17 protein-coding genes and 1 pseudogene are annotated in these 19,047 nt (G+C 71.1%); 8 read left to right on the top strand and 10 right to left on the bottom strand.

Annotated elements, in window-relative coordinates:
- Window positions 1-434: 434 nt before the first annotated feature.
- Window positions 435-941 carry a CarD family transcriptional regulator gene (locus tag WMF12_RS08880; RefSeq protein ID WP_012234339.1) on the top strand — a complete coding sequence of 169 codons (507 nt, stop codon included), beginning with the start codon at window positions 435-437 and terminating at the stop codon, window positions 939-941.
- A 111-nt stretch (window positions 942-1,052) separates the two neighbouring features.
- Here the strand turns inward: WMF12_RS08880 and WMF12_RS08875 are convergent, their stop codons facing one another.
- Together WMF12_RS08875 and WMF12_RS08870 are read right to left on the bottom strand one after the other, a co-directional pair.
- On the bottom strand, window positions 1,053-1,568 hold the full coding sequence (locus WMF12_RS08875; protein ID WP_437869991.1) for a hypothetical protein: 516 nt from the start codon (window positions 1,566-1,568) through the stop codon (window positions 1,053-1,055).
- A 122-nt stretch (window positions 1,569-1,690) separates the two neighbouring features.
- Complete coding sequence (locus WMF12_RS08870; RefSeq protein ID WP_437869990.1) at window positions 1,691-2,209, bottom strand: tRNA (cytidine(34)-2'-O)-methyltransferase; 519 nt, start codon at window positions 2,207-2,209, stop codon at window positions 1,691-1,693.
- 246 nt (window positions 2,210-2,455) lie between these two features.
- Between WMF12_RS08870 and WMF12_RS08865 the strand changes: the two genes are divergently transcribed.
- A complete protein-coding gene (locus WMF12_RS08865) occupies window positions 2,456-3,553 on the top strand; it encodes a hypothetical protein (RefSeq protein ID WP_437869988.1) in 1,098 nt (365 codons plus the stop codon).
- A gap of 78 nt (window positions 3,554-3,631) precedes the next feature.
- Here WMF12_RS08865 and WMF12_RS08860 read toward each other — a convergent pair whose 3' ends face one another.
- Genes WMF12_RS08860 through WMF12_RS08850 form a run of 3 tightly spaced genes read right to left on the bottom strand, consistent with a single transcriptional unit; the run spans window position 3,632 to window position 5,195 of the window.
- Window positions 3,632-4,051 (bottom strand): hypothetical protein, encoded by a 420-nt coding sequence (locus WMF12_RS08860; RefSeq protein ID WP_437745161.1) that lies wholly within the window; start codon window positions 4,049-4,051, stop codon window positions 3,632-3,634.
- Entirely contained in the window at window positions 4,048-4,875 is an 828-nt protein-coding gene (gene rnc / locus WMF12_RS08855) for a ribonuclease III (RefSeq protein ID WP_437745160.1), read from the bottom strand. Before rnc ends, WMF12_RS08860 begins: the two co-directional genes overlap by 4 nt.
- Before the next feature lie 26 nt (window positions 4,876-4,901).
- Window positions 4,902-5,195 (bottom strand): 4a-hydroxytetrahydrobiopterin dehydratase, encoded by a 294-nt coding sequence (locus WMF12_RS08850; protein ID WP_437298751.1) that lies wholly within the window; start codon window positions 5,193-5,195, stop codon window positions 4,902-4,904.
- A gap of 111 nt (window positions 5,196-5,306) precedes the next feature.
- Here WMF12_RS08850 and WMF12_RS08845 point away from each other — a divergent pair, with 111 nt between their 5' ends.
- Window positions 5,307-5,936 carry a hypothetical protein gene (locus WMF12_RS08845; RefSeq protein WP_437745159.1) on the top strand — a complete coding sequence of 210 codons (630 nt, stop codon included), beginning with the start codon at window positions 5,307-5,309 and terminating at the stop codon, window positions 5,934-5,936.
- A gap of 328 nt (window positions 5,937-6,264) precedes the next feature.
- Window positions 6,265-7,071, top strand: coding sequence for a hypothetical protein (locus WMF12_RS08840; protein ID WP_437745158.1), 807 nt, complete (start codon window positions 6,265-6,267; stop codon window positions 7,069-7,071).
- Between the two features lie 86 nt (window positions 7,072-7,157).
- Here WMF12_RS08840 and WMF12_RS08835 read toward each other — a convergent pair whose 3' ends face one another.
- The 4 genes from WMF12_RS08835 to WMF12_RS08820 all read right to left on the bottom strand — a co-directional run bounded on the left by WMF12_RS08835 (window position 7,158) and on the right by WMF12_RS08820 (window position 11,458).
- Window positions 7,158-8,186 carry a peptidylprolyl isomerase gene (locus WMF12_RS08835; protein WP_437869984.1) on the bottom strand — a complete coding sequence of 343 codons (1,029 nt, stop codon included), beginning with the start codon at window positions 8,184-8,186 and terminating at the stop codon, window positions 7,158-7,160.
- A gap of 33 nt (window positions 8,187-8,219) precedes the next feature.
- On the bottom strand, window positions 8,220-8,765 hold the full coding sequence (locus WMF12_RS08830; RefSeq protein ID WP_437745156.1) for a hypothetical protein: 546 nt from the start codon (window positions 8,763-8,765) through the stop codon (window positions 8,220-8,222).
- A gap of 146 nt (window positions 8,766-8,911) precedes the next feature.
- Window positions 8,912-10,297 carry a metallopeptidase family protein gene (locus WMF12_RS08825; RefSeq protein ID WP_437869982.1) on the bottom strand — a complete coding sequence of 462 codons (1,386 nt, stop codon included), beginning with the start codon at window positions 10,295-10,297 and terminating at the stop codon, window positions 8,912-8,914.
- 30 nt (window positions 10,298-10,327) lie between these two features.
- Window positions 10,328-11,458 carry a hypothetical protein gene (locus WMF12_RS08820; RefSeq protein WP_437869981.1) on the bottom strand — a complete coding sequence of 377 codons (1,131 nt, stop codon included), beginning with the start codon at window positions 11,456-11,458 and terminating at the stop codon, window positions 10,328-10,330.
- 317 nt (window positions 11,459-11,775) lie between these two features.
- Here WMF12_RS08820 and WMF12_RS08815 point away from each other — a divergent pair, with 317 nt between their 5' ends.
- The 4 genes and pseudogenes from WMF12_RS08815 (at window position 11,776) to WMF12_RS08800 (ending at window position 15,484) form a co-directional block, all read left to right on the top strand.
- Window positions 11,776-13,158 (top strand): sigma-54-dependent transcriptional regulator, encoded by a 1,383-nt coding sequence (locus WMF12_RS08815; protein ID WP_437745153.1) that lies wholly within the window; start codon window positions 11,776-11,778, stop codon window positions 13,156-13,158.
- 125 nt (window positions 13,159-13,283) lie between these two features.
- Window positions 13,284-13,601 (top strand): annotated as a pseudogene (locus tag WMF12_RS08810) (hypothetical protein); the annotation flags it as partial.
- Window positions 13,602-14,271: 670 nt separating this feature from the next.
- Entirely contained in the window at window positions 14,272-14,850 is a 579-nt protein-coding gene (locus tag WMF12_RS08805; RefSeq protein WP_437869980.1) for an AAA family ATPase, read from the top strand.
- 64 nt (window positions 14,851-14,914) lie between these two features.
- Window positions 14,915-15,484 carry a hypothetical protein gene (locus tag WMF12_RS08800; RefSeq protein ID WP_437869979.1) on the top strand — a complete coding sequence of 190 codons (570 nt, stop codon included), beginning with the start codon at window positions 14,915-14,917 and terminating at the stop codon, window positions 15,482-15,484.
- A gap of 608 nt (window positions 15,485-16,092) precedes the next feature.
- Here the strand turns inward: WMF12_RS08800 and WMF12_RS08795 are convergent.
- Window positions 16,093-18,906 (bottom strand): tetratricopeptide repeat protein, encoded by a 2,814-nt coding sequence (locus tag WMF12_RS08795; protein ID WP_437869978.1) that lies wholly within the window; start codon window positions 18,904-18,906, stop codon window positions 16,093-16,095.
- Window positions 18,907-19,047: the final 141 nt, after the last annotated feature.

Here is a 19,047-nt window from a genome sequence, read left to right as displayed (position 1 = left end):
CGAGGAAAAACCAGAGTGATCACGCCACGATGGCTCAACCACGGGGATTTTCGTTGACCTATCTCGGCCGGCTCACTAGAGTGCGCGCGCCTGGCGCAAACCGGCCCTTTTTCAAGAGGGCCGTTCCCCCAACCTCAATCCCTTCCGCCCGCAACCGTCCGCTTCAACCGCCGTTTGTCAAGATTCCGCCGTGCACGCCAGAGCACCGACCTCTCGCGGGTCATGGAGGGTGCTCGCGTTCCTGCTTCTCGCACAGCGGTCTCGAGCGGCGGCTCATGGCTCTTTTCTCGAAATTTTTCTCGGAATGCGTGACGGTGTGTGTCGGTTCTGCGGGTCCAGGTTCAACCGCATGTGCAGCGTACGCCCCTCGAAGGGATTTCGGGAGGCAGACGAAAAACTAAAAGGACGGCGGGGTGGAAGGCAAAGGAGACGATATGCAGGCTCGTTCGGAGATCCAGTTCAAGGTGGGCGACAAAGCCGTCTACCCGGCCCAAGGCGTGGCCGAGGTGGTCAACATCGAGGAGAAGGACATCGCTGGCAACCGTCAGCGATTCTATGTTCTCCGCATCTTGGACACGGATCGAAAGATCATGGTTCCAGTCAGCAACGCGAGCGCGGTCGGCCTTCGCCAGGTCATCTCTGAACAGGAAATTCGAGAAATTTTCGACATCCTCCGCGAGCGTACCATCGCGTTCGACAACCAGACCTGGAACCGTCGGTACCGCGGCTTCATGGACAAGATCAAGACGGGTTCTATTTACGACGTCGCCGAGGTGCTACGCGACCTCTATCGCTTGAAGACGGACAAGCAGCTCTCGTTCGGTGAGCGCCGCATGCTCGACACCGCCCGGACGCTGATCGTGAAGGAGATCGCGATCGCCCGAGGTCAGACGGAAGAGCAGGTGAAGACCGAGATCGAGGCGATCTTTCTCGCCAACTAAGGCGTTACCTCATGGTTAGCGGCCTTGCGGCCGCTGCCGATGGAGGCCGGCACTGCCGGCCTCCGGGCTTTTGTGGGCCGGGAATTCCGTGCACCATCGGTCCGGGCGCGTTCAGAGATCGCTGCCCGGTCGCTTCTGCACGGGAGGGAGCGGGGGCAGCGCCACATCGACGCGCCACCCCGCGTCCTCGTAGACGCAGGGCACCTGGACGCGCTCTCCCGGGAGCAGGCCGGCGATGTCCACGAGGGCGTGGGCGCCGGCGATCTGGGCGGTGTAGCGCTGCGGCTCGAAGCGCAAGAGGAAGCGGGACGGCGTGATCATCGCCTCGGGCGCGATCGCCTTGCCGGTCGCGGCGCTGTAGCGCTGCGCGCGCGACGCGAGGTTGTCCCGAGCGCGGCGCGACAGGAGCTCGAAGGCAGCCTTGGCGTCAGCCGGGTCGCCGTGCAGCTGGCGCAGGCGAGCGACCAGCTCCCGGACGGCGCCGTCGGGCGTGCCGCTCGGAGGCCGCCTGCTGCATCCGGCGGAGGCGAGCGCCGCGACCGAGAGCGCGACCGCCACGCCGGCACGCACGAGGCGCGCGCCCGGCCGTCGGGCGTCCTGTCGCGCGGGTTGCCGGTGCATGACCATGCGGCCCTCTCCTTAGAACGACGCGTCGCCGACGTCCACGGCGCGCGGCCGCCGGCCCCAGGGTGACGTCGCGGCGGATCGCGCTCTTACCGGATGTTGCGCGCGCCTACGCGCACGCGCCGTCACCCCGGCGCGGCGCTGGCGAGCGCGCCCACCTGGCGGAGCGCCTCGTACAGGACGATGGACACCGCGTTGGCCAGGTTGAGGGAGCGCACGGGACCCAGCGTGGGAATGCCGAAGACGTCGTCCGGCATCCGTGCGAGGAGCTCGGGGTCGAGGCCTACGCTCTCCTTGCCGAACACCAGCGCGTCGCCAGGCCGGAAGTCCGCGTCGAGGTAGCTCCGCGGAGCCACCGCGCTGAAGAGGCGGAGCCGAGCGTTCGGGTGATGGTGGCGAAAGTGGGCGATGTCGAGCTGCTGCTCGAGCGTGACCAGGTGCCAGTAGTCAAGCCCCGCGCGGCGGACACTCCGCTCGTCGATGCAGAACCCCAGCCTCCCGAGCAGATGCAAGGGGCTCTGCGTCGCAGCGGCGAGCCGCGCGATGTTGCCTGTGTTCTGCGGGATCTCCGGCTCCACCAGCACGATCCGGAACGGCGGATCGAGCGGCGCCGCACGGAGCCGGGGGCGACCATCTTTGAGCACGCCCTCTCTTTCCGCGACGCGACCGCGCGCCGCAACCCCCGAGCGGGGGATCGCGCGCGCGGCCTGGCTCGCCAGCGCCGCCTCGACAGATAGCCGGCCCACGCGGTCGCGCGGAAAACGCGAACCGAACGGACGGAGGCCCCTCTGTTCGCTTGACGGCTGTACGAGCGGACACGTAGCCTCCCGCCTCGGAGACACGGAATGCGCGCATCGTGCTGGATCGCTTCGGCTATTGCCCTCGCAGGAGTGGCGTCGTCCTCGCTCGCGGCCGCCGACGCCATGGATCCGGCGCTCGCACGGCTCGTGCGCGACCCGGAGCCGAGCCTCGGCGGCGCCGCCGTGCCCTGCCGCATCACGGGGCCGGAGGGTGGCCTCTACTACAACCCCGCTTCCCGTTATCAACGCTGCCTGACCGACGACGCTGCGTTCGCCAAGCTCATCGCGCAGTACGGCTTCGCGGTGGCGCCGTCGGCGATGCACTCGGCGCGGACCACGGGCTACGGCGGGTTCGAGATCGGCATCGAGGCCAACTACACGAAGATTGACAGCGACGCCGATTATTGGAAGCAGGGCACGCAGGGGCCGCAGGATCCGACCAGCAAGAACTTCTCCATCGAGAACCGGAGCCCGGACTCCTTCCTGCAGCACTACTCCCTCAAGGTCCGCAAGGGTTTTCCGTTCGGGTTCGAGCTCACCGGCGCCGTCGGGTTCCTCGCCAACACCAGCCTCGTCAGCGCGGGCGCCGACGTGCGCTGGTCGCTGTTCGAGGGGTTCCGCCGAGGGCTCCCCGCGATCCTCCCGGAGCTCGCCGTCGGCGGTAGCGTCCGGAGCGTCACCGGGACCGAGGAGTTCCAGCTGACCGTGGCCGGCGCCGACGCAGTGATCTCGAAGCCCCTGCCGATCGCCGGCACGGTCGTGATCACCCCCTACGCCGGCTACCAGTGGCTCCGGATCTTCGGAGACTCGGGGCTCATCGATCTCACCCCGAACACCGACGCCGTGAACTTCTGCAACTTCCGAGGGGTGAACTCGCCTGCCAACCCGGTGCAGGGGCAGGACGGCAACCCGCTCCCGCACGACGGCCAGCCGGTGTGCGAGGGCGGCTCCCAGGCCGACTTCAACAACACCGTGGTGTTCGACGCCGTGCGCATGAACCGCCACCGGCTCCATTTCGGCGCGCAGCTGCGGTTCCAGATGGTCAAGCTCGGCGCGCACTTCATCACCGACATCGTGAGCCCAGAGGACGCGAACCAGGGCGCGGCGAACGAGATCGACGGCGAGAACAAGTTCGCCGGGCTCGGGTCGCAGTGGACCCTCGGGATCGATCTCGGCGCGATGTTCTGAGACCCGCTGCGCCGGGGACGCTCGCCAGGGGCCCTCCGGCGCAGACCCGCTTCGAGCGGGCGCGGCTCGCTGCGCTCCTCAGCGCTTCGAACTCAGATCGGGCAGCGCGTAGCCGAGCTCGGTGAGGAGCGCACGGAATGCGCGGTCCTCGTTCCGCGCCACGGTGAGGTGCTCCATGAACTTCTTGAAGTTGCCCTGAGCCGCCGCGTCGGCGGCGCGCTCGCTGTTCTCGAGCACGAGCAGGAGGTGCGGGTGCGCCTTGGAGACGGAGCTGGGGCACTCCATCTTGCTCGCCACCCGGGCGCGCGCTTCCGCGAGCGCATGCACCACCATGACGAGCTCCTTGTCATGGGTCCGCGGCAGGAGCATGTCGCCCTCCCTGCGCGCCTCGTCGAGCAGCAGGCTCGCCCTGTCCAGGTAGCTCCCGGCCCAGGCCGGCAGCGCGACGAAGAGCGAGCAGAGCGCGAAGGTGAAAGCAAGCATCAGGTGACGGATCATCGACTGGGTCCTCGGTCGTTCACGGTTTGCTCGGAGGACACCTCGCCGGATGGCGGGCCCCCCCTGCCCTCGGGCGCACCTTGCAGGGCCTCGGCGGCTGCCCGTCCATCGGATGCTGCGGCCGAGGGCTCCGGCGCGGCGCACGAAAGGAGCGCGGCGCGCGCGGCCGCCTGCTCCGCAAGCTTCTTCGACCGGCCCCGGCCGGTGCCGATGACCTGGCCATCGACCTCGACGGCGACGAGAAACGCGCGGTCGTGGTCGGGCCCCTCCGTGCCCATCAGGCGGTAGCGCGGCGACGCAGCGCCGCGCGCCTGCACGCGCTCCTGCAGCTCGCTCTTCGCGTCACGCCCGAGCAGGCTGCCGCTCGCGAGCTGCGCGAGCGGGCTCGCGGCGATCTTCCGGCTCAGCGCCCGCGCGCTCTCGAAGCCGCGATCGAGGTACAGAGCCGCGACGAGCGCCTCGGTGGCGTCGGCGAGCACGTTCGTCTGGTCGCGCTCCCCGGCAACCTCCGCGCCGCGCCCGACCCGGAGCGCAGCGCCGAGCTCGATCCCTCGCGCCCACGCCGCCAGCGCGTCGGTGTTGACCAGGGCCGAGCGCATCATCGAGAGCTCCCCCTCCCTCGCCCCCGGGAAGCGCTCCATGAGGAGCTCCGTCACGCACAGGCCGAGCACGGCGTCCCCCAGGAACTCGAGGCGCTGGTTGTCCACGCGCCGGCCGCCTCGCTGCTCGTTCGAGAAGCTCGGATGCGTCAGCGCCTCCTCGAGATGCGGCAGGTCCCCCTCCAGCCCCAGATCCAGACGTTGCAGCAGCTCGCTCGGGAGCATCCCCAGCACCTTGCCCACGCGCAGCGTCAGCCCGCGCTCAAGCGGTCGGTCAGCTCTGCCAGCTCCAGGTCGAGCGCGGTCAGACCGCCAGCGTCATGCGTGGACCACGCGACCCGCACCTTGCCCCACGACAGCGCGATCTCCGGGTGATGATCGCGCCGCTCGGCCAGGAGGGCGATCTGCATCACGAAGCCAACGCCGGTGCCATAATCCGGAAACGAGTAGCTCCGCTCGATCTGCTCGCCCGCTCGCACCCAGCCCGGGTGAGCAGCGACGAACCCGGCGATCTCATCGTCCGAGAGCCGATCACGCTTGCCCATGGGACGCAACTATGGGCTAAGCCCCGCCCCGGTGGAACCCCGGAATGCGTCCCCCGCCCCGCGCGGCGTCCCCCGCGCGCGCCGTTCGTCGTGCGCTATCCTCCCGCCTCGATGACCGGGCTTCACGCCTGCCCCTTCTGCCGGGAGATGTTCGAGGCGAAAGAGGCGTCCACGTGCCCCGCCTGCGGCCTCCGGCTGGAGGCGCTCGCGAAGCTTCCCCCCTCGTACGACGCGCTCCAAGAAGAGCCTGACGAGCCGCTCCCGCCGCACATGGAACCGCTCCCGTGGACCTACGCCGGGCGCGGCCGGGGCGCCCTGCTTGCGCTCGCGCTCCTCGGGCTCGCGGCGTTCTTCGCGCCGTGGATCCACGAGACGGCCCCCGAGCTCCGCGACCTCAGCGGCTTCGGGCTCGCGCGACGGCTCGGCTGGATGTGGGCCCCGGCGGTCGCGTTCTTCGTGATGATCCCGCTCGCGCTGACCCGGAGGTCGATCCACAAGATGCGCGGCGCCCGCGTGGCCGTCGCTTTCCTCGCCGCGGTCGCCCTCGTCACCGTCGCGATGCGCCTGATGTTCACGCCGGGCAGCACGCTGCTCCGTCCCGTCCGCTTCACGTGGGGCTACGGGCTCTACGCGACCGGGGCGATCGCGCTGCTCGCGCTGTTCACCGCGGCGTTCTTCGGCGGAAGGATCGACGACCTCCCCACGGGGCAGCGGCGGCGGGGCAACGAGGTGCTGCACTGAGCACGCAGCGCGCACGCCCCGCGCGTTGACCGATGACGACCGGTGTTCCGACGTCGCCAGGTCGCCAGGTCGCCAGGTCGCCAGGTCGCCAGGTCGCCAGGTCAACCGATGGCCGTCTTCCGCGATAAGACGCCTTGCGCGCGCGCCAACGCACCGCCGACGCCGATCGGAGCCAGGAGGACGCGCCGGAACCACGCGGCGCGGGAAGCTGGAAGCTGGCGGAGGGAACGCGCCAAGCGCGTGGCCGGTGGTATCTCGGGTCGACAGGCTCGCCCGTGCGACGTAACCTTGATGGGAGTGGCCTTTGTCCGCTGCTCGAAGGTGCGCAATGGCCAAGCGATCTGCCAGCGGACGCCGTGAGCTCTCGCGGGACGACGAGACGTTCGATGTCCCCGCGGCGGTGCTCTGTGCGTGCTGCGGACAGCCCGACTGCGCCGGGTGCTCCGCGGCGAGCGACGAGGGCTCGGGGGTCGTCGCGATCGTCCCGTGGGAGCGCCCGATCGGCGGGGTCTGGTCGCGGCTCTGGGCCACCTCGAGGGCGACCACGCTGGGAGCCGAGACGTTCTTCGCGACGATCCCCGACGGCGCGCTCCCCGCGGCCATGCGCTTCGCCCTGCTGGCGGAGACGCTCGCGATCCTGTCGATGATCGCCGCCCTCCTGCCCCTCGTCGCGCTGGCGCTGCCGAGCCTTACGCTGGAGCTGGCTCGCAACCCGGCCGCACGCGCGAGCGCCCTCCAGTGGCTCGCGATCGGCGTTCCGGCGGTCACCGTGTGGATGGTGCTCGCGCACACCTTGCACGGCGCCGCGCTCGACCTCGGGGCACGGCGCCAGGGCGCGCGGCCGGAGCGCCGGCGCGCGCTCCGCTTCGGGCTCTACGCGTGCGGCTGGGATCTCATGGCCGGCCCGCTCGGCGCGCTGGCCATGCTCATCACGGGCGGCACCAAGGGAGCCGAGCAGGTCCTCTCCGCCTCGCTCCGGGTACCGGGCAAGGCGTCCATGGCGCTGCTCCTGGGCGTCTACGCGCTCCACCCCGACGCGGCGGAGCGCGCTCGACGCGCCGGGAGCATCGCCGCGCTCGCGCTCACCATCGCCTCCGGCTTCGCCGCCATCGCGCTCGCCATCGCCTTCAGCTGACACACCGTTCAGCGCCCTCGGGAGTGTCGCCCTCGGCGGCGCTGCCCCCGCGGGTCTCGAGCGCCCATCCGTGCGCGCCGGCAGCCTCAGCGCATGTCGTGACGCGGCACGGGCGAGGGCGGAGGCACGCCAGGACGCCGACCGCTCGCGAGGGTGCCCGGGCGCCTCTTCGGCTGCAGATCCCCCGTCGAGGTGATGTCGATGAGGTCCACGAGCTCGGGGGCGTGACCGGAGACGTCCTGCGCTCGCAGGCGATCGAGGAGCTGCTTCACCTGCGCCTCGGCCTTGCCGTGCGCGAGGATCTGACGGATGGACGGCGCCTCCTGCTCGAGCGAGCGGCTCACGGGTTTCCTGCTCTGGCGCCGCCACAGCACAGCAAAGCCATCGCCCTCAGGCACGGGCTCGGGCACGAGCTCCGCGTCTTTCACCCCGGCGGCAGCCGAGAGGAGCCCGGGGTCGACCTTCAGCCCCGGCTCGGACGTGGTGCCATCGGACGCCACGAAGCCGAGATCGCCGCCGCGCATGCTCGTCGCCTTGTCGAGCGATTTCTCGCGCGCGATCTCCTTGAAACGCTGGGGTGACGGGTCCTTCTTCAGCTCGGCCAGGATCGCCTCGGCCTCCCCGCGCGTCGCGACGAGGATGCGCCAGAGCGCCACCATCGCCGGCGAGCTGAACCTGTCGCGGTGGGCCTCGTAATAGGCGCGGACCTCCTCGTCCGTCACCGGGGAGCTCGCCGCCGCCTCCGCCTGGATCCGCTGCAGCAGCGCGGAGCGCAGGACACCGCGCACGCGATCCTGCACGTCGGCGCGCTCCGTCAGCTTCTGCGCGGCGGCCCCCTGGGCGAGGAGCAGCTCGCGCACGAGGACCTGGTTGACGAAGTTCTTCCGGATCTCTTCCGGGGTACGCCCGAAGGTCTGGAGCTGAAACGGCGGGACCTGCGCGAGCCTGCGCTCGACCTCCGACGCCGTGATCGCCGCGTCGCCGACGCGCGCCACCGGGGCGTCCGCAGCGGCCGCTGGCTGGGCCTCAGCGCGGAGCGACAGGCCGGTCGACGCCGCGCACACGACCGCCATGGCGGCCGCGCCGAGGGGGAGCTTCAGCGTTCTCGCGGGCATCGGAGCGGGTTATCCCCGCGCCGGCAGGCAAGGTCAAGCTGCCCCGCGGCGCGCTGCCTCGGCGGACACGCCGCGCTCGTCCCCGCGTTCACCTCCGCGCTCGCCGCCCCGCAGCACCCCGGCCTTCCGCAGCGCGTGCGCGTCGAGCCCGACGAACCGGTACACGTCCGCGGAGAAACCGTAGGCGCGGTGGAGGTGCCTCAGGCCCTCCACGAGCTCGGCGGTCACCTCGACCGGGGGCGGGGGCGGGTACGCCTTGCGGATCGAGGCGAGCGGCTCGCCCAGCTCCAGGAGCTCCTCGACGCGCGACAGCACGTCGATCGGCTTGAGCGCACGCTTGCCTCGCCGCGCGACGCCCTCGGCCAGCTCGGCGAGCAGGCGTCGGCGCCGGCGCTCGGTACGGCCGTCTCCGGCGCGGCCGCCGCCGCCCAGGAGCAGCTCGTTGAACCGGCGCGCGGCCCGGCGCTTCTCGACCGCATCCGGACTTCCCCGGCGGTTCTGCGCACCGCCACCCCGCTTGGCTGGGCGTGGCGCTTTGGTGGACCCGGCCGTGCGGGCCGGCGAGCTCTTCGTCTTCACGATCCTCGGCAAGAGCACAGCGCGCTCGAGGAGCCGGTATTCCCCGGCACATCTTCTTGCTGTCCCAGCAGTATAGACAGCTCATCCTCCCGCTTCGAAGAAAGCGGCGGGCGCACGGTCGTGCTCGCCCCGCGCGGCGCTGGACGTCAGCGCCCGCCTGCGCACCACGCGAGGGCCGTTCCGACGGCCGCGATCAGCCAGGCCGGCCACGTCGCGCGCACGAAGCCGGCGAGGTCCGACAGGGCGCCGCGCCGGGCGCGCCGCACCGCCTCGGCGTGGCCCACCCGGCGCAGCTCCTCGCGCGCGATCTGCTCGCGCTCCTCGTCGTCGAGCGGATCGCTGCCCGCCAGATGGTGCAGGTGATGTGTCACCTCGTGGTCGATCGTCTCCTCGATCTCCGCGTCGATGTCGAAGCTGGGATCCTCGCGGGCTTCCGACCGGAACGTCCGATAGAAGATCCGGATCTCCGGAGGATGAGCGATCCCGAGCGCATCCGCGGGTGTCCCGGGCGTGTAGCAGCCGAGCAACGGCTCGCCTCCGTCGTCGCAGGCCGGCACGCCTGCGTCGATGAAGAGATCGATGTTCCGCACGCCGCGGGCCTCGTAGATGCGCCCGGCCGCGGCGCGGACGCGCGCCTCGAAGCCGTCGAGATCCGGAAAGGCGCTCGAGGCGCTCGCCCGAGCCCTCGTCCCTGCCCTCGTCGAGCGGGGCTCCCCGAGCGCGTCCGCGTCCGCTCCGGGAGCGCGCAGCGGGGCGCGCGCGAGCTCCCGCTCGAGCGGCACGTCGAGATCGTTGCGGGCGCCGCAGCCCTGGCAGCGGTGGACGGCGAGGAGCCGCGCGGGGTAGCGCGCCTCGTGGTAAAGGTCGACGATCGCCGCCCACGCCTCGTCGGGAGCGCCGGCGAGCGCGTCGGCGATCACCGGCGCGCGGCGCTCGCGGCCGAGCGCCGCGATCCCCATGGCCACCACCAGCGACGGCGTGACGCGCAGGACGCCGTCGTCGGGCAGGCGGAGGAGCGGCATCGCTTCTTCGACGGTGCGCTCCACGAGCCGCACGGCGCGGCAGACGGCGCGACCCACGCGCAGCGCCGGGATCGGGTGCGACACGCCGAAGTCGAACGGGAGATCGAGCTCGGGATCGTCGAGCTCGCCATCGGTGAACGGCCCGATCTCCAGCAGGCCCGACGGAGCGACCTCGAACGGAGCGCTGCAGTTCTCGCAGGTGTAGGCGCCTGGCTCCTCGGGCACGACGCCGGCAGACGCGAGGAACGCGCGCAGGACATGGGCGTCGGTGAGCGGGAGGCCGAGAGGATCCAGCGGCGCGCCGCGCGCGTCGGCCAGGACCGACGGGCCCGCGAGGACCTGCACGTCGAGCGCGCACCTGCCGATGGATGCGCGCTCGACGCCGCGGCCTGCGGGAGCGCCGAAGACGGACGAAGCGCGAGCGCGCGCGGCGGCGTCCGACAGGCGCGCCACGCCGCCGGAGGGGAGGTGGACCTGAGCGGGGAGCAGGCGTCGCGCGGGCGCAGGCATCGCGGCGGCCTATATAGCGGGTGGCTCGCCTCAGGGGTCCTCGGGACGCGGCGGACCGCCGACGGCGCCCTCGTCGGTCGGAGCGAGCGATCCCCACGGTTCACGATCCCTGTCGGTCTCGGACGGCTCGCTCGCCGCGCGGCCGACGTCGAGGCCGGCGGCGCTGGCGAGCTCGGCGGCCACCGCCGCGGAGAGCGAGCCTCCGCTGAGCGGTGAAGCGCCGGCGACGGTCGAGATGGGCGACGGCTCCGAGGATGGGCGATCTCGGCGGCGACCGCGCGCGAGCACCGGCGCGCGCTCCCCGTCGCCGGCCGGATCCGGCGCGGCCGCGCCCACGCGATGGACGGTCGCGCGCAGCTGCACGCGCCCGAGCGACAGGCTCGCCGCGCTGGCGGGCGGCACGCTGGACGAGAGCTCCGCACCCACGGGCACGCCTGTCCCGAAATCGAGGTAGCGGGTGATCGCCAGGGCGTAGATGAGCTTGCGCACGGTCGGCTCCGGCGCGACCCCGGATCGGAGGAGCGCGGCGAGCGTGGGCGTGGAGCTCTCCAGCGCCTCGATCACCGCGAGCTCGCCCTCGCGGAAACCGAAGCGGCCGGGCTCGAGGGCGGGGTGCAGGCGGAGGGGCACGGCCCCGATCCGCTCCAGGGTCCGCTGGAGGCGCGTCGAGCGCTCGCCGTGCTCGCGCAGCCCCGCCCAGAGGAGCGCGAGGGGATCGACCTTCGCGGGATCTCCCCCCCACTCGGCCAGCGCGTCGAGGCCGTCGAAGTAGCGGTACTTCGTCTTCGGGGGCAGATCGAACAGGCGCACCATCCGCCGCACGAACTGGACCTGGGCGAGCCAATCGATGGTCGCGGCGTCGACGCACCCCGACAGCAGCAGCACGTCCCCCAGGAGGCCCCTTGTCGCGAGCGCCTCCGCCAGGATCTCGGCGGTGATCACCCCCTCTTCGAGCAGGATCTCCCCGAACCGGGCGTACCCGTCGCTCGGACGGATCTTCACGGGGTTCCCCCGGACGATCCGCAGCGTGTGCTCGGCGCCCGTGGGCTCCACCAGGATGAGCGCGCCGGTCAGCCGATGCTCGACGGCATAGACGAAAAGATGAGCGAACGGCGTCCGCTCCAGATCTCCTTCCGCCGTCGCGAGACCGTCGGGAGACATCCTGGGCCAAGCTACCATAGCGCGCGCAAGCCGGATCCCCCTTTCTCCACACGCGGCGGCGCGGAACCTGGTCCGGTGGCGCTGGCGTCGCCGGTCCCGGAGCGCGCGGTGCACACGCCGCCACACGCTGCCTCGCGCGTCGGGTCGCCGCCATGGATTCTTGCCGCCGCCGACGCACGCTCGACGCACTCCACGGCCGTTCCACGCACGGCTTCCGGCGGAGTGCGCCTGCGCTCCGGCCGGATGCTCCGCGCTCCAGCGTCAGGCGCGCAGCCGGCGGGCATCGGCCGCGGCGGTTCCGCGCTACGGTGGCAGACATGCCGCGCGGACATGTGCTGGTGCTCGACGACGAGCGGGCGATCTTGACGACTCTCCAGAAGGCCCTGTCGCTCGAGGGCTACACGGTCGACGTCGCCGGCGGCGTCGGGGTTGCAGAGGAGAAGCTCGCGAAGCGGAGCTACGACATCGCGCTCTTCGACGTCTCGCTGCCCGACGGTGACGGCGTGGAGCTGCTCCAGCGGATACGCGCGCTGGGCTCGGAGCTGCCTGTCGTGATGATGAGCGGCCACGCGACGGTCGACGCCGCCGTCCGCGCGACGCGGCTCGGGGCGATCGACTTCCTGGAGAAGCCGCTCTCGACCGATCGGCTGCTGCTCGTGCTCGAGAACACCCTGCGCCTCGTCCGCGCCGAGGCCGAGGCGAAGGCGCTGCGGACGCAGACCGGCCAGGTCGGCGAGCTCATCGGAGCGAGCCGGGCGATGCTCGACCTGCGCGAGCAGATCGCGCGCGCGGCGAAGGCGACCGCGACGGTCTTCGTGACGGGCGAGCGCGGCACCGGCAAGGAGCTCGTCGCGCGCGCGATCCACGGCGCGTCGAAGCGGGCGCGCGGGCCGCTCGAGAAGATGAACTGCGCCGCGGTCCCGAGCGAGCTCATCGAGAGCGAGATGTTCGGGCACGAGGCCGGCGCGTTCACGGGCGCGACGAAGCAGCGGCGAGGCAAGTTCGAGCGCGCGAGCGGCGGGACGCTGTTCCTCGACGAGGTCGGGGACATGCCGCTCGCGATGCAGGCGAAGCTGCTCAGGGTGCTCCAGGAGCGGGAGATCGAGCGCGTGGGCGGGCACGAGACGATCAAGGTCGACGTGCGCGTGGTGGCGGCGACGAACCGCGACATCGAGGCGGCGTGCCGGGAGGGGCAGTTCCGGCCGGATCTCTACGATCGGCTGAACGTGCTGCCGCTGTCGCTGCCGCCGCTCCGCGCGCGGCGCGAGGACGTGCCGCTGCTCGCGCGGCATTTCCTCGCGCTCGCGACGCAGGCGAACGATCGGCCCGGGATGGCGTTCACGGACGGCGGGATGAGCGTGCTGGTCGCCTACAGCTTTCCGGGGAACGTGCGGGAGCTGCGCAACATCATCGAGCGGCTGGTGATCCTGACGCCCGACGAGGCGATCGACGAGGGCGACGTGAAGGTCTGCCTCGGAGGGCAGCAGGCCGCGATGAAGGGCGGGCTCTTCCGGCCGGGGGTGCCGTTCCGGGTGCTCGCGGAGGAGGCGGAGCGGGCGATCCTGGAGGAGGCGCTCGGCCATCATGGAGGGCAGATGGCCGCGACGGCCCGGGGGCTCGGGCTCGAGCGGAGCCACCTGTACAAGAAGTTCAAGGCGCTCGGGCTGCGGGGCGACAAGGGGGAGGCGGAGGACGAATAGGCAAGGGAGGAGGCGGCCCTGCCGGGGGGCCGCGCCGAGGGGAGGGTCTGCGCGGCGGCCGGGGGTGGGCGCTCACCGTCCGCCGAGGCGGGAGCGTGGAGCTTGCGCAGGGACCACCGCCCGGCATGTCTCCCTTCGGGCCTTGCACCTGGGACGTTTCGTTGCGCGCCACACAAGGCGCGCCTGAGACGTCGAGCCCGCTGGACCCTTATGGCACCTCGGTCGGTGCTCGATCGCGCCCACCCCCGGCCGCCGCGCAGACCCTCCCCTCGGCGCTACGGGAGTGGATATGGGGCGAGATGGCGGTGAGACGCTTGGCCGGGGCCGCTGGGGGTGTGGTACGCGGAACCAAGATGCTGCGATCGCTCCACTTGGAAGGCGTGGGGCCGGCCGACCAGCTCGACCTGGAGCTTGGCCAGCGGCTCAACGTGCTCACCGGAGACAACGGGCTCGGCAAGAGCTTCGTGCTCGAGGTCGCATGGTGGGCGCTCACCGGGACGTGGACGGATCGGCCCGTGCTGCCGCGGCAGGGAAACGAAGAGAGCGCGAGGATCACGGGACAGGCCGATCTAGGTACACGGCTCAGCCCGTTCGAAAGCAACTACAATCGAGTTGCTCAGAAATGGCGCGACAGGTTTGGTCGGGACATGAGCCTCCACTGGATCTCGGGTCCCAACGGCATCGATGTCCCGTCCTGGGTGCCTGGCCTGGTTCCAGTACTCCACATTCAAACGAATGGCGCGTGTTCTGTGTGGGATCCAGCTCGCAACGTCGCACCCATCAGCGCGGTGTCCCCGCCTCGGATGAGCTCTTCGCTGGATCCCCGTCCCTATCTCTTTGTTGAGAAACAGCTCTGGGAAGGGCTCGAGCGCGATGGCAGGCCGGTTTGCAGCGGCCTCATCCAGGACTGGGTAACCTGGCAGCTCGAAGCGGCGGACGGCGACGAAGCCCACCCGTTCCAGTTGCTCTGTCGCGTGCTGGAGCAGCTCTCCCACCCCGAGGAGACGATGAAGCCCGGCAAGCCTGTGCGGCTCTACGTCGACGACGTGCGCAAGTTCCCGACCGTCGAGCTTCCGTACGGCACGATCCCCAATCGTCCACGCGTCCGCCGGGATGAAGCGGATCCTCGCGCTCTCCTACCTCATCGCGTGGTCTTGGTCGGAGCACGTGCAGGCGTCACGCCTGATCGGCTGGCAGCCCTCGGAGCGCATCGTCGTGTTGATGGAGGAGCCCGAGACGCACCTGCACCCCAGGTGGCAACGCCACATCGTCCCCGCGCTCCTCGGTGCCCTGAGCGGGCTCTCCCCGTCGATGCGCCCGCAGGTGCTGCTGACGACGCACTCGCCCCTCGTGCTCGCGTCGATGGAGCCGCACTTCAAGCCGACCAGGGACAAGCTGTTCGTGTTCGAGCTCGACGGCGCCGACGTGACCGTGCGCGAGCTCCCCTGGGCGAAGCGCGGCGACGCGATCGGGTGGCTCACGTCCCCGGTGTTCGGCCTGGAGCAGGGGCGCTCGATCGAGGCGGAGCGCGCCATCGAGGCCGCCGAGGCGCTCATGCGCGGCGAGACCGGCGTGCTGCCGGAGGGGCTCAAGAGCGAGGAGGAGATCCATCGCGAGCTCGTGCGCCTGCTGCCGGATCAGGATCGTTTCTGGCCGCGTTGGATCGTGCGCCGGGAGCAGGCGGGCGCATGATCCCGTTCGAGCGCGCGCCTGAGCCCGCGGACTTCGATGCCAACGTTCGACAGCCCGGCCGGCGATGGCTCGCCAAAGGCGACGCCAGGAGCACGCCGGGGTACTGGCGGCGCGCTGCGCGCGACCTCCGGACGGCTTCAAAGACCTGTGCGGCTACACGGCGATGTTGCTGTCGACGCCGGGGACCGTCGACCATTTCGTCTCGCGAGACGAAGATCCCAGCCTCGCATACGAATGGACCAACTTCCGCTACGCGGCTGCATGGATCAACAGCAGCAAGAGCGCGCTCCGCTCCGACCAGGTGTTGGATCCATTCGAGGTCGGGGACGGCTGGTTCGAGGTGATCCTCCCCTCGTGCCAGATGGTGCTGACCGATCGCTGCCCGCCAGAGCTCCGCGAGCGCGCCCAGACCATGCTGAAGCGGCTCAAGCTCGGCCATGGCGAGAGCGTCGTCTCCTTCCGGCAGGAGTGGTACCGGATGTACTGCGAGGACGGGCTTCCCCTCGAGATCCTCGCCCGCAAGGCGCCCCTTATCGCGCGCGCGGTGCTGAAGCAGCGGGAGCAAGCGACCGCCGAGCCGGCGGCAAGCGACGGTGCCCCGCGCTCCGCGCAAGAGGAAGCGTCGGGCGCATGACCGCTGCCGCGCCGCGGAAATCGGCCGTGGAGAAATGTTCGCCCAGCAGCGCCTGCCCCCGACCGGCAGACGGCACACCAGAGCCTGTCGCATACATCGCCGGCCAGACTTCTCAGAAGGCGCGGTGCCATCAAGTAAGGAGGTACTGGCGACCGCTTCCGGTTTCTCAAAGGCTCCCAGCTGCCTCCCCCGGACCGTTTCCGGTTCGCCAAAGGCTCCCAGCTGCCTACCCGTAACCGTTTCCGGTCTGCCGGCGGGGTGGGGCCGGCGAATCCTCACCCTCAACGCGCGGCGATTTGCTCTGGCACCACGCGAGCGCCGGAGGGGGTCTCCGCGCGGCAGGGCGCGGGTGGGCGCGGCGAGCACCGACCGAGGTGCCATAAGGTCCCGGCGGGCTCCACGTCTCAGGCGCGCCTTGTGTGGCGCGCGACGAAACGTCCCAGGTGGCAAGGCCCGAAGGGAGACATGCCGGGCGGCGGTCGATGCGCAAGCTCCACGCTCCCGCCTCGGCGGATGGCCGAGCGCCCACCCGCGCCCTGCCGCGCGGAGACCCCCTCCGGCGCGTGCAGCCGGGATCTCCGCCCTCCCCTCGCCCCGAGCCCCGAACCTCAATCCGGCATCGCCCGCGGCGCAGGCGGCGACGCGCCCTTCATCGCCTTCTGGTACTCGAGCGCCTGCTTCGCGTAGTCGTCCCGCTTCATCTTCGCGTACGCCTTGGCGAGCTCCCCGTAGATCTCCGCCGCATCCCCCGGCTTCGGCCCGGACAGGAGCGCGCTGTTCAGCTCGTAGATCGCCGACACGTGCCGCCCCGTGCGCGCCAGCGCCCGCGCATAGAGCCGGTGGATCTCCGGGTTCGCCACGTCGACGAAGATCGCGCCCTCGCCGACCTTGCGCGCCTCCTCCCACGCGCCGCGCTCCACGAGCAGCCGTAGCAGCCGCCGCCAGACCCGGCGATCGTGCTGGTCGAGGAGCGCGAGCCGGCGCAGCGCCGAGAGCTCGCCCGCCGCGTCCTTCTGCCGGCGCGCGAGGTCGTAGAGCCCCTGGAGCGGCTCGGCCTGCGTGGGATCCTGGCGCGACGCCGCCTCGAGGTTCGCCTTCATCTTCGCCGCATCCTTCTTCAGCTCGGCGAGATCGGCGAGCTTCATCCGCACGACGTAGCCGTCGTTCCCGTCGGCGATCATCTTGCTCAGGAGCCTCGCCGCCTCGTCGGGCTTCTTCTCGGCGAAGGCCGCCCGCACCTTGAGGTAGGTCGCGTCGGGCTGCTTCGGGTCGACCCGGAGCGCCTCGGCGAGCACCGCCTCTCCCTCCTGGCGCTGCCCGTCCTCGAACAGCGCGAGCGCGAGCTCGACGAGCCGCTTCGCGTCCTTCGGAGCGCGCGCCGCCGCCTTGCGCGCCTCGTCGAGCGGCGGCGCGTGCAGATCCGGGACGTACTGCTTCTCGTAGCGCTCGAGGCGGGGCTTCAGCCACGCGCGGAAGCGCCGGTCGAGCTCCTCGGCGCTGATCCCGAGCGACTCCTTCACCACCTCCTGCGTCCGCTTGCCCGCGGCCCACCGGGGCAGCATCGAGACCACTTTCGGGAAGCCGAACTCGCCCGCCATGAAGACCACGATCTGGCTCGCCGCGAAGTAAGCCATCGTCACGTCCTCGATGTCGTCGACGTGCGTGAACGCCCGGTTGAACCCGTCGACCGCCGGGATCCTCCCGCCCTTCAGGGCGGCGAACAGCGCCGGATCTTCCTCACGGTGCCACTCGGGCCGCCGCACGATCGTCTCGTACTCGCTGAGCCCCTCGGTGAACCAGCGCGGGACGTGGTTCTTCGAGAGCTGGATCGCGAAGACGTGCCCGAGCTCGTGCCACAGCACGTTCCCCCAGTTGAACTCCCCCGCCGCCGGGCTCAACGCCGCGAGCGTCTGGCCGAAGCAGACGCCCTGGATGCCCACGTTGGGCAGGCCGCTCGTCCTGACGCTGAAGTTCTCCGTCGACGCGTAGAGCTCGATCGAGACCGGGACCTTCGGCGTGAAGCCGTACCGCTTCACCATCGAGCCCCAGGCCTCCTCGAGCATGCGCGGCACGTACCGCTCGAGGATCGCCCGCTCCTGCTTGTGGTAGCGGACGCGGAACGTCTGCCCCTCCACGGTCACGTACTGCGCCGCGATGTCCTTCTCGTAGAGGTTCAGCGTGTTGAAGACCCGCACGTTGAAGCGGTCCTTGTCCCACGCCTTCTGGAGCGAGAGCACGCCGCTCTTCTCGTCGCCGGCGCGGATCAGGTTCAGGCCGAGCGTGGCGTGCGCCTTCGCGTCGTTCGGATCGACCTGCGTCGCCTCCCCCATCATCTTGACGATGTCGTCGTAGCGATGCTCCCACTCCGCGAACTCGCCGACGATCTGAAAGAACCGCGAGAACTCCGGGTTCAGGCCGAGCACCTTCGCCTTGATGGTCTCGAAGCCGGCCGCGTCGTCGGCGAGGAAGCGGCCCGCCGCCTTGATCGAGAGCAGCGCGAGGTCGTTCGGGTTCACCTTGAGCCCGCGGTCGGCCGCGGCGTCCGCGGCGTCGATGTCCATGTCGCGGAGCGCGAGCCCGGCGCGGACGAAATACGCCTCGGCGAGGTTCGGATTCACGGAGAGCGCCTGCGCAACCTCGCTGTCGGCGCCGCCGAAGTCCATCGCGCTCTCGAGCTTGACGCGCGCCATGGCGACGCGGCAAAGCGGATCCTTCGGGGCGAGCTTGAGCGCCTCCTTCACGACCTGACCGGCGTGGCCGGGGTCGTATTTGTCGAGGAACAGCTCGGCCCGCCAGAGCAACGTCTCGACCCGCTGCTTGCCGCCGACCTTCTCGGCCGCGTTGAACGCGTCGTTCGCGTCGCGCGCGCTCCGGAGCAGGTGCGCCGCGCGCCCGACAAGCGACAGCCCCTCCGCGTCGCTCGCGGTGATCTTGTCATCGTTGTAGTCGTCGATGATCGTCATCAGCGGCGCGCGCGCCTCGCCCCGCTTGCCCGACTCGATCAGGAGCTCGCCGAGCATGAGCCGCGCGCGGCGGGCCTCGTCCTCCCGCTCCACCTCGCGCACCGCCGCGATCGCCTCGGCCATCTTCCCGCGGCGCGCGAGCGCCTGGGCCCGGAGCGGCGCGGCGGCGATCCGCGCCTCCTTGCCGAGCGCGGCGGCGGCCTTCGCCGTCTTCGCCGCATCGTCGTAGCGGCCCGTGAGCAGCTCGATCCGCGCCTTCGCGAGCAGCGCCGCGGCGCGCTCTTTCCCGCCCTGGAGGCTGAGGATGACCTTCTCGGCCTCCGCGTAGTCGCCCTGCGCGAGGAGCGCCTCCGCGCGCGAAAGCGAGGGGGACGGCTCGCCGGAGGCGGGAGCGGCGGCCGCGCAGGCGGCGGCGACGAGGAGAGCGGCAAGAGAGCGGCGGATCGAGTGGTTTCGCATGTCACCCCGTGCGCAACCGTGCGCGACCGTTCGTCAATCGTGCACGACCGCACGCAAACGAACGCAAACGAACGCAAACGAACGCAAACGAACGCAAACCTACGCTGAGACGCGGCGCCCGGTCGAGCCCGGGTGAGGCCA

Origin of the sequence: Sorangium sp. So ce363 (assembly GCF_051520435.1) — a bacterium.
GTDB classification, from domain to species: Bacteria; Myxococcota_A; Polyangia; order Polyangiales; family Polyangiaceae; genus Sorangium; species Sorangium cellulosum_B.
The sequence above is the reverse complement of the archived record's forward strand: the minus strand, read 5'-3'. Positions and strand labels throughout refer to the sequence as shown.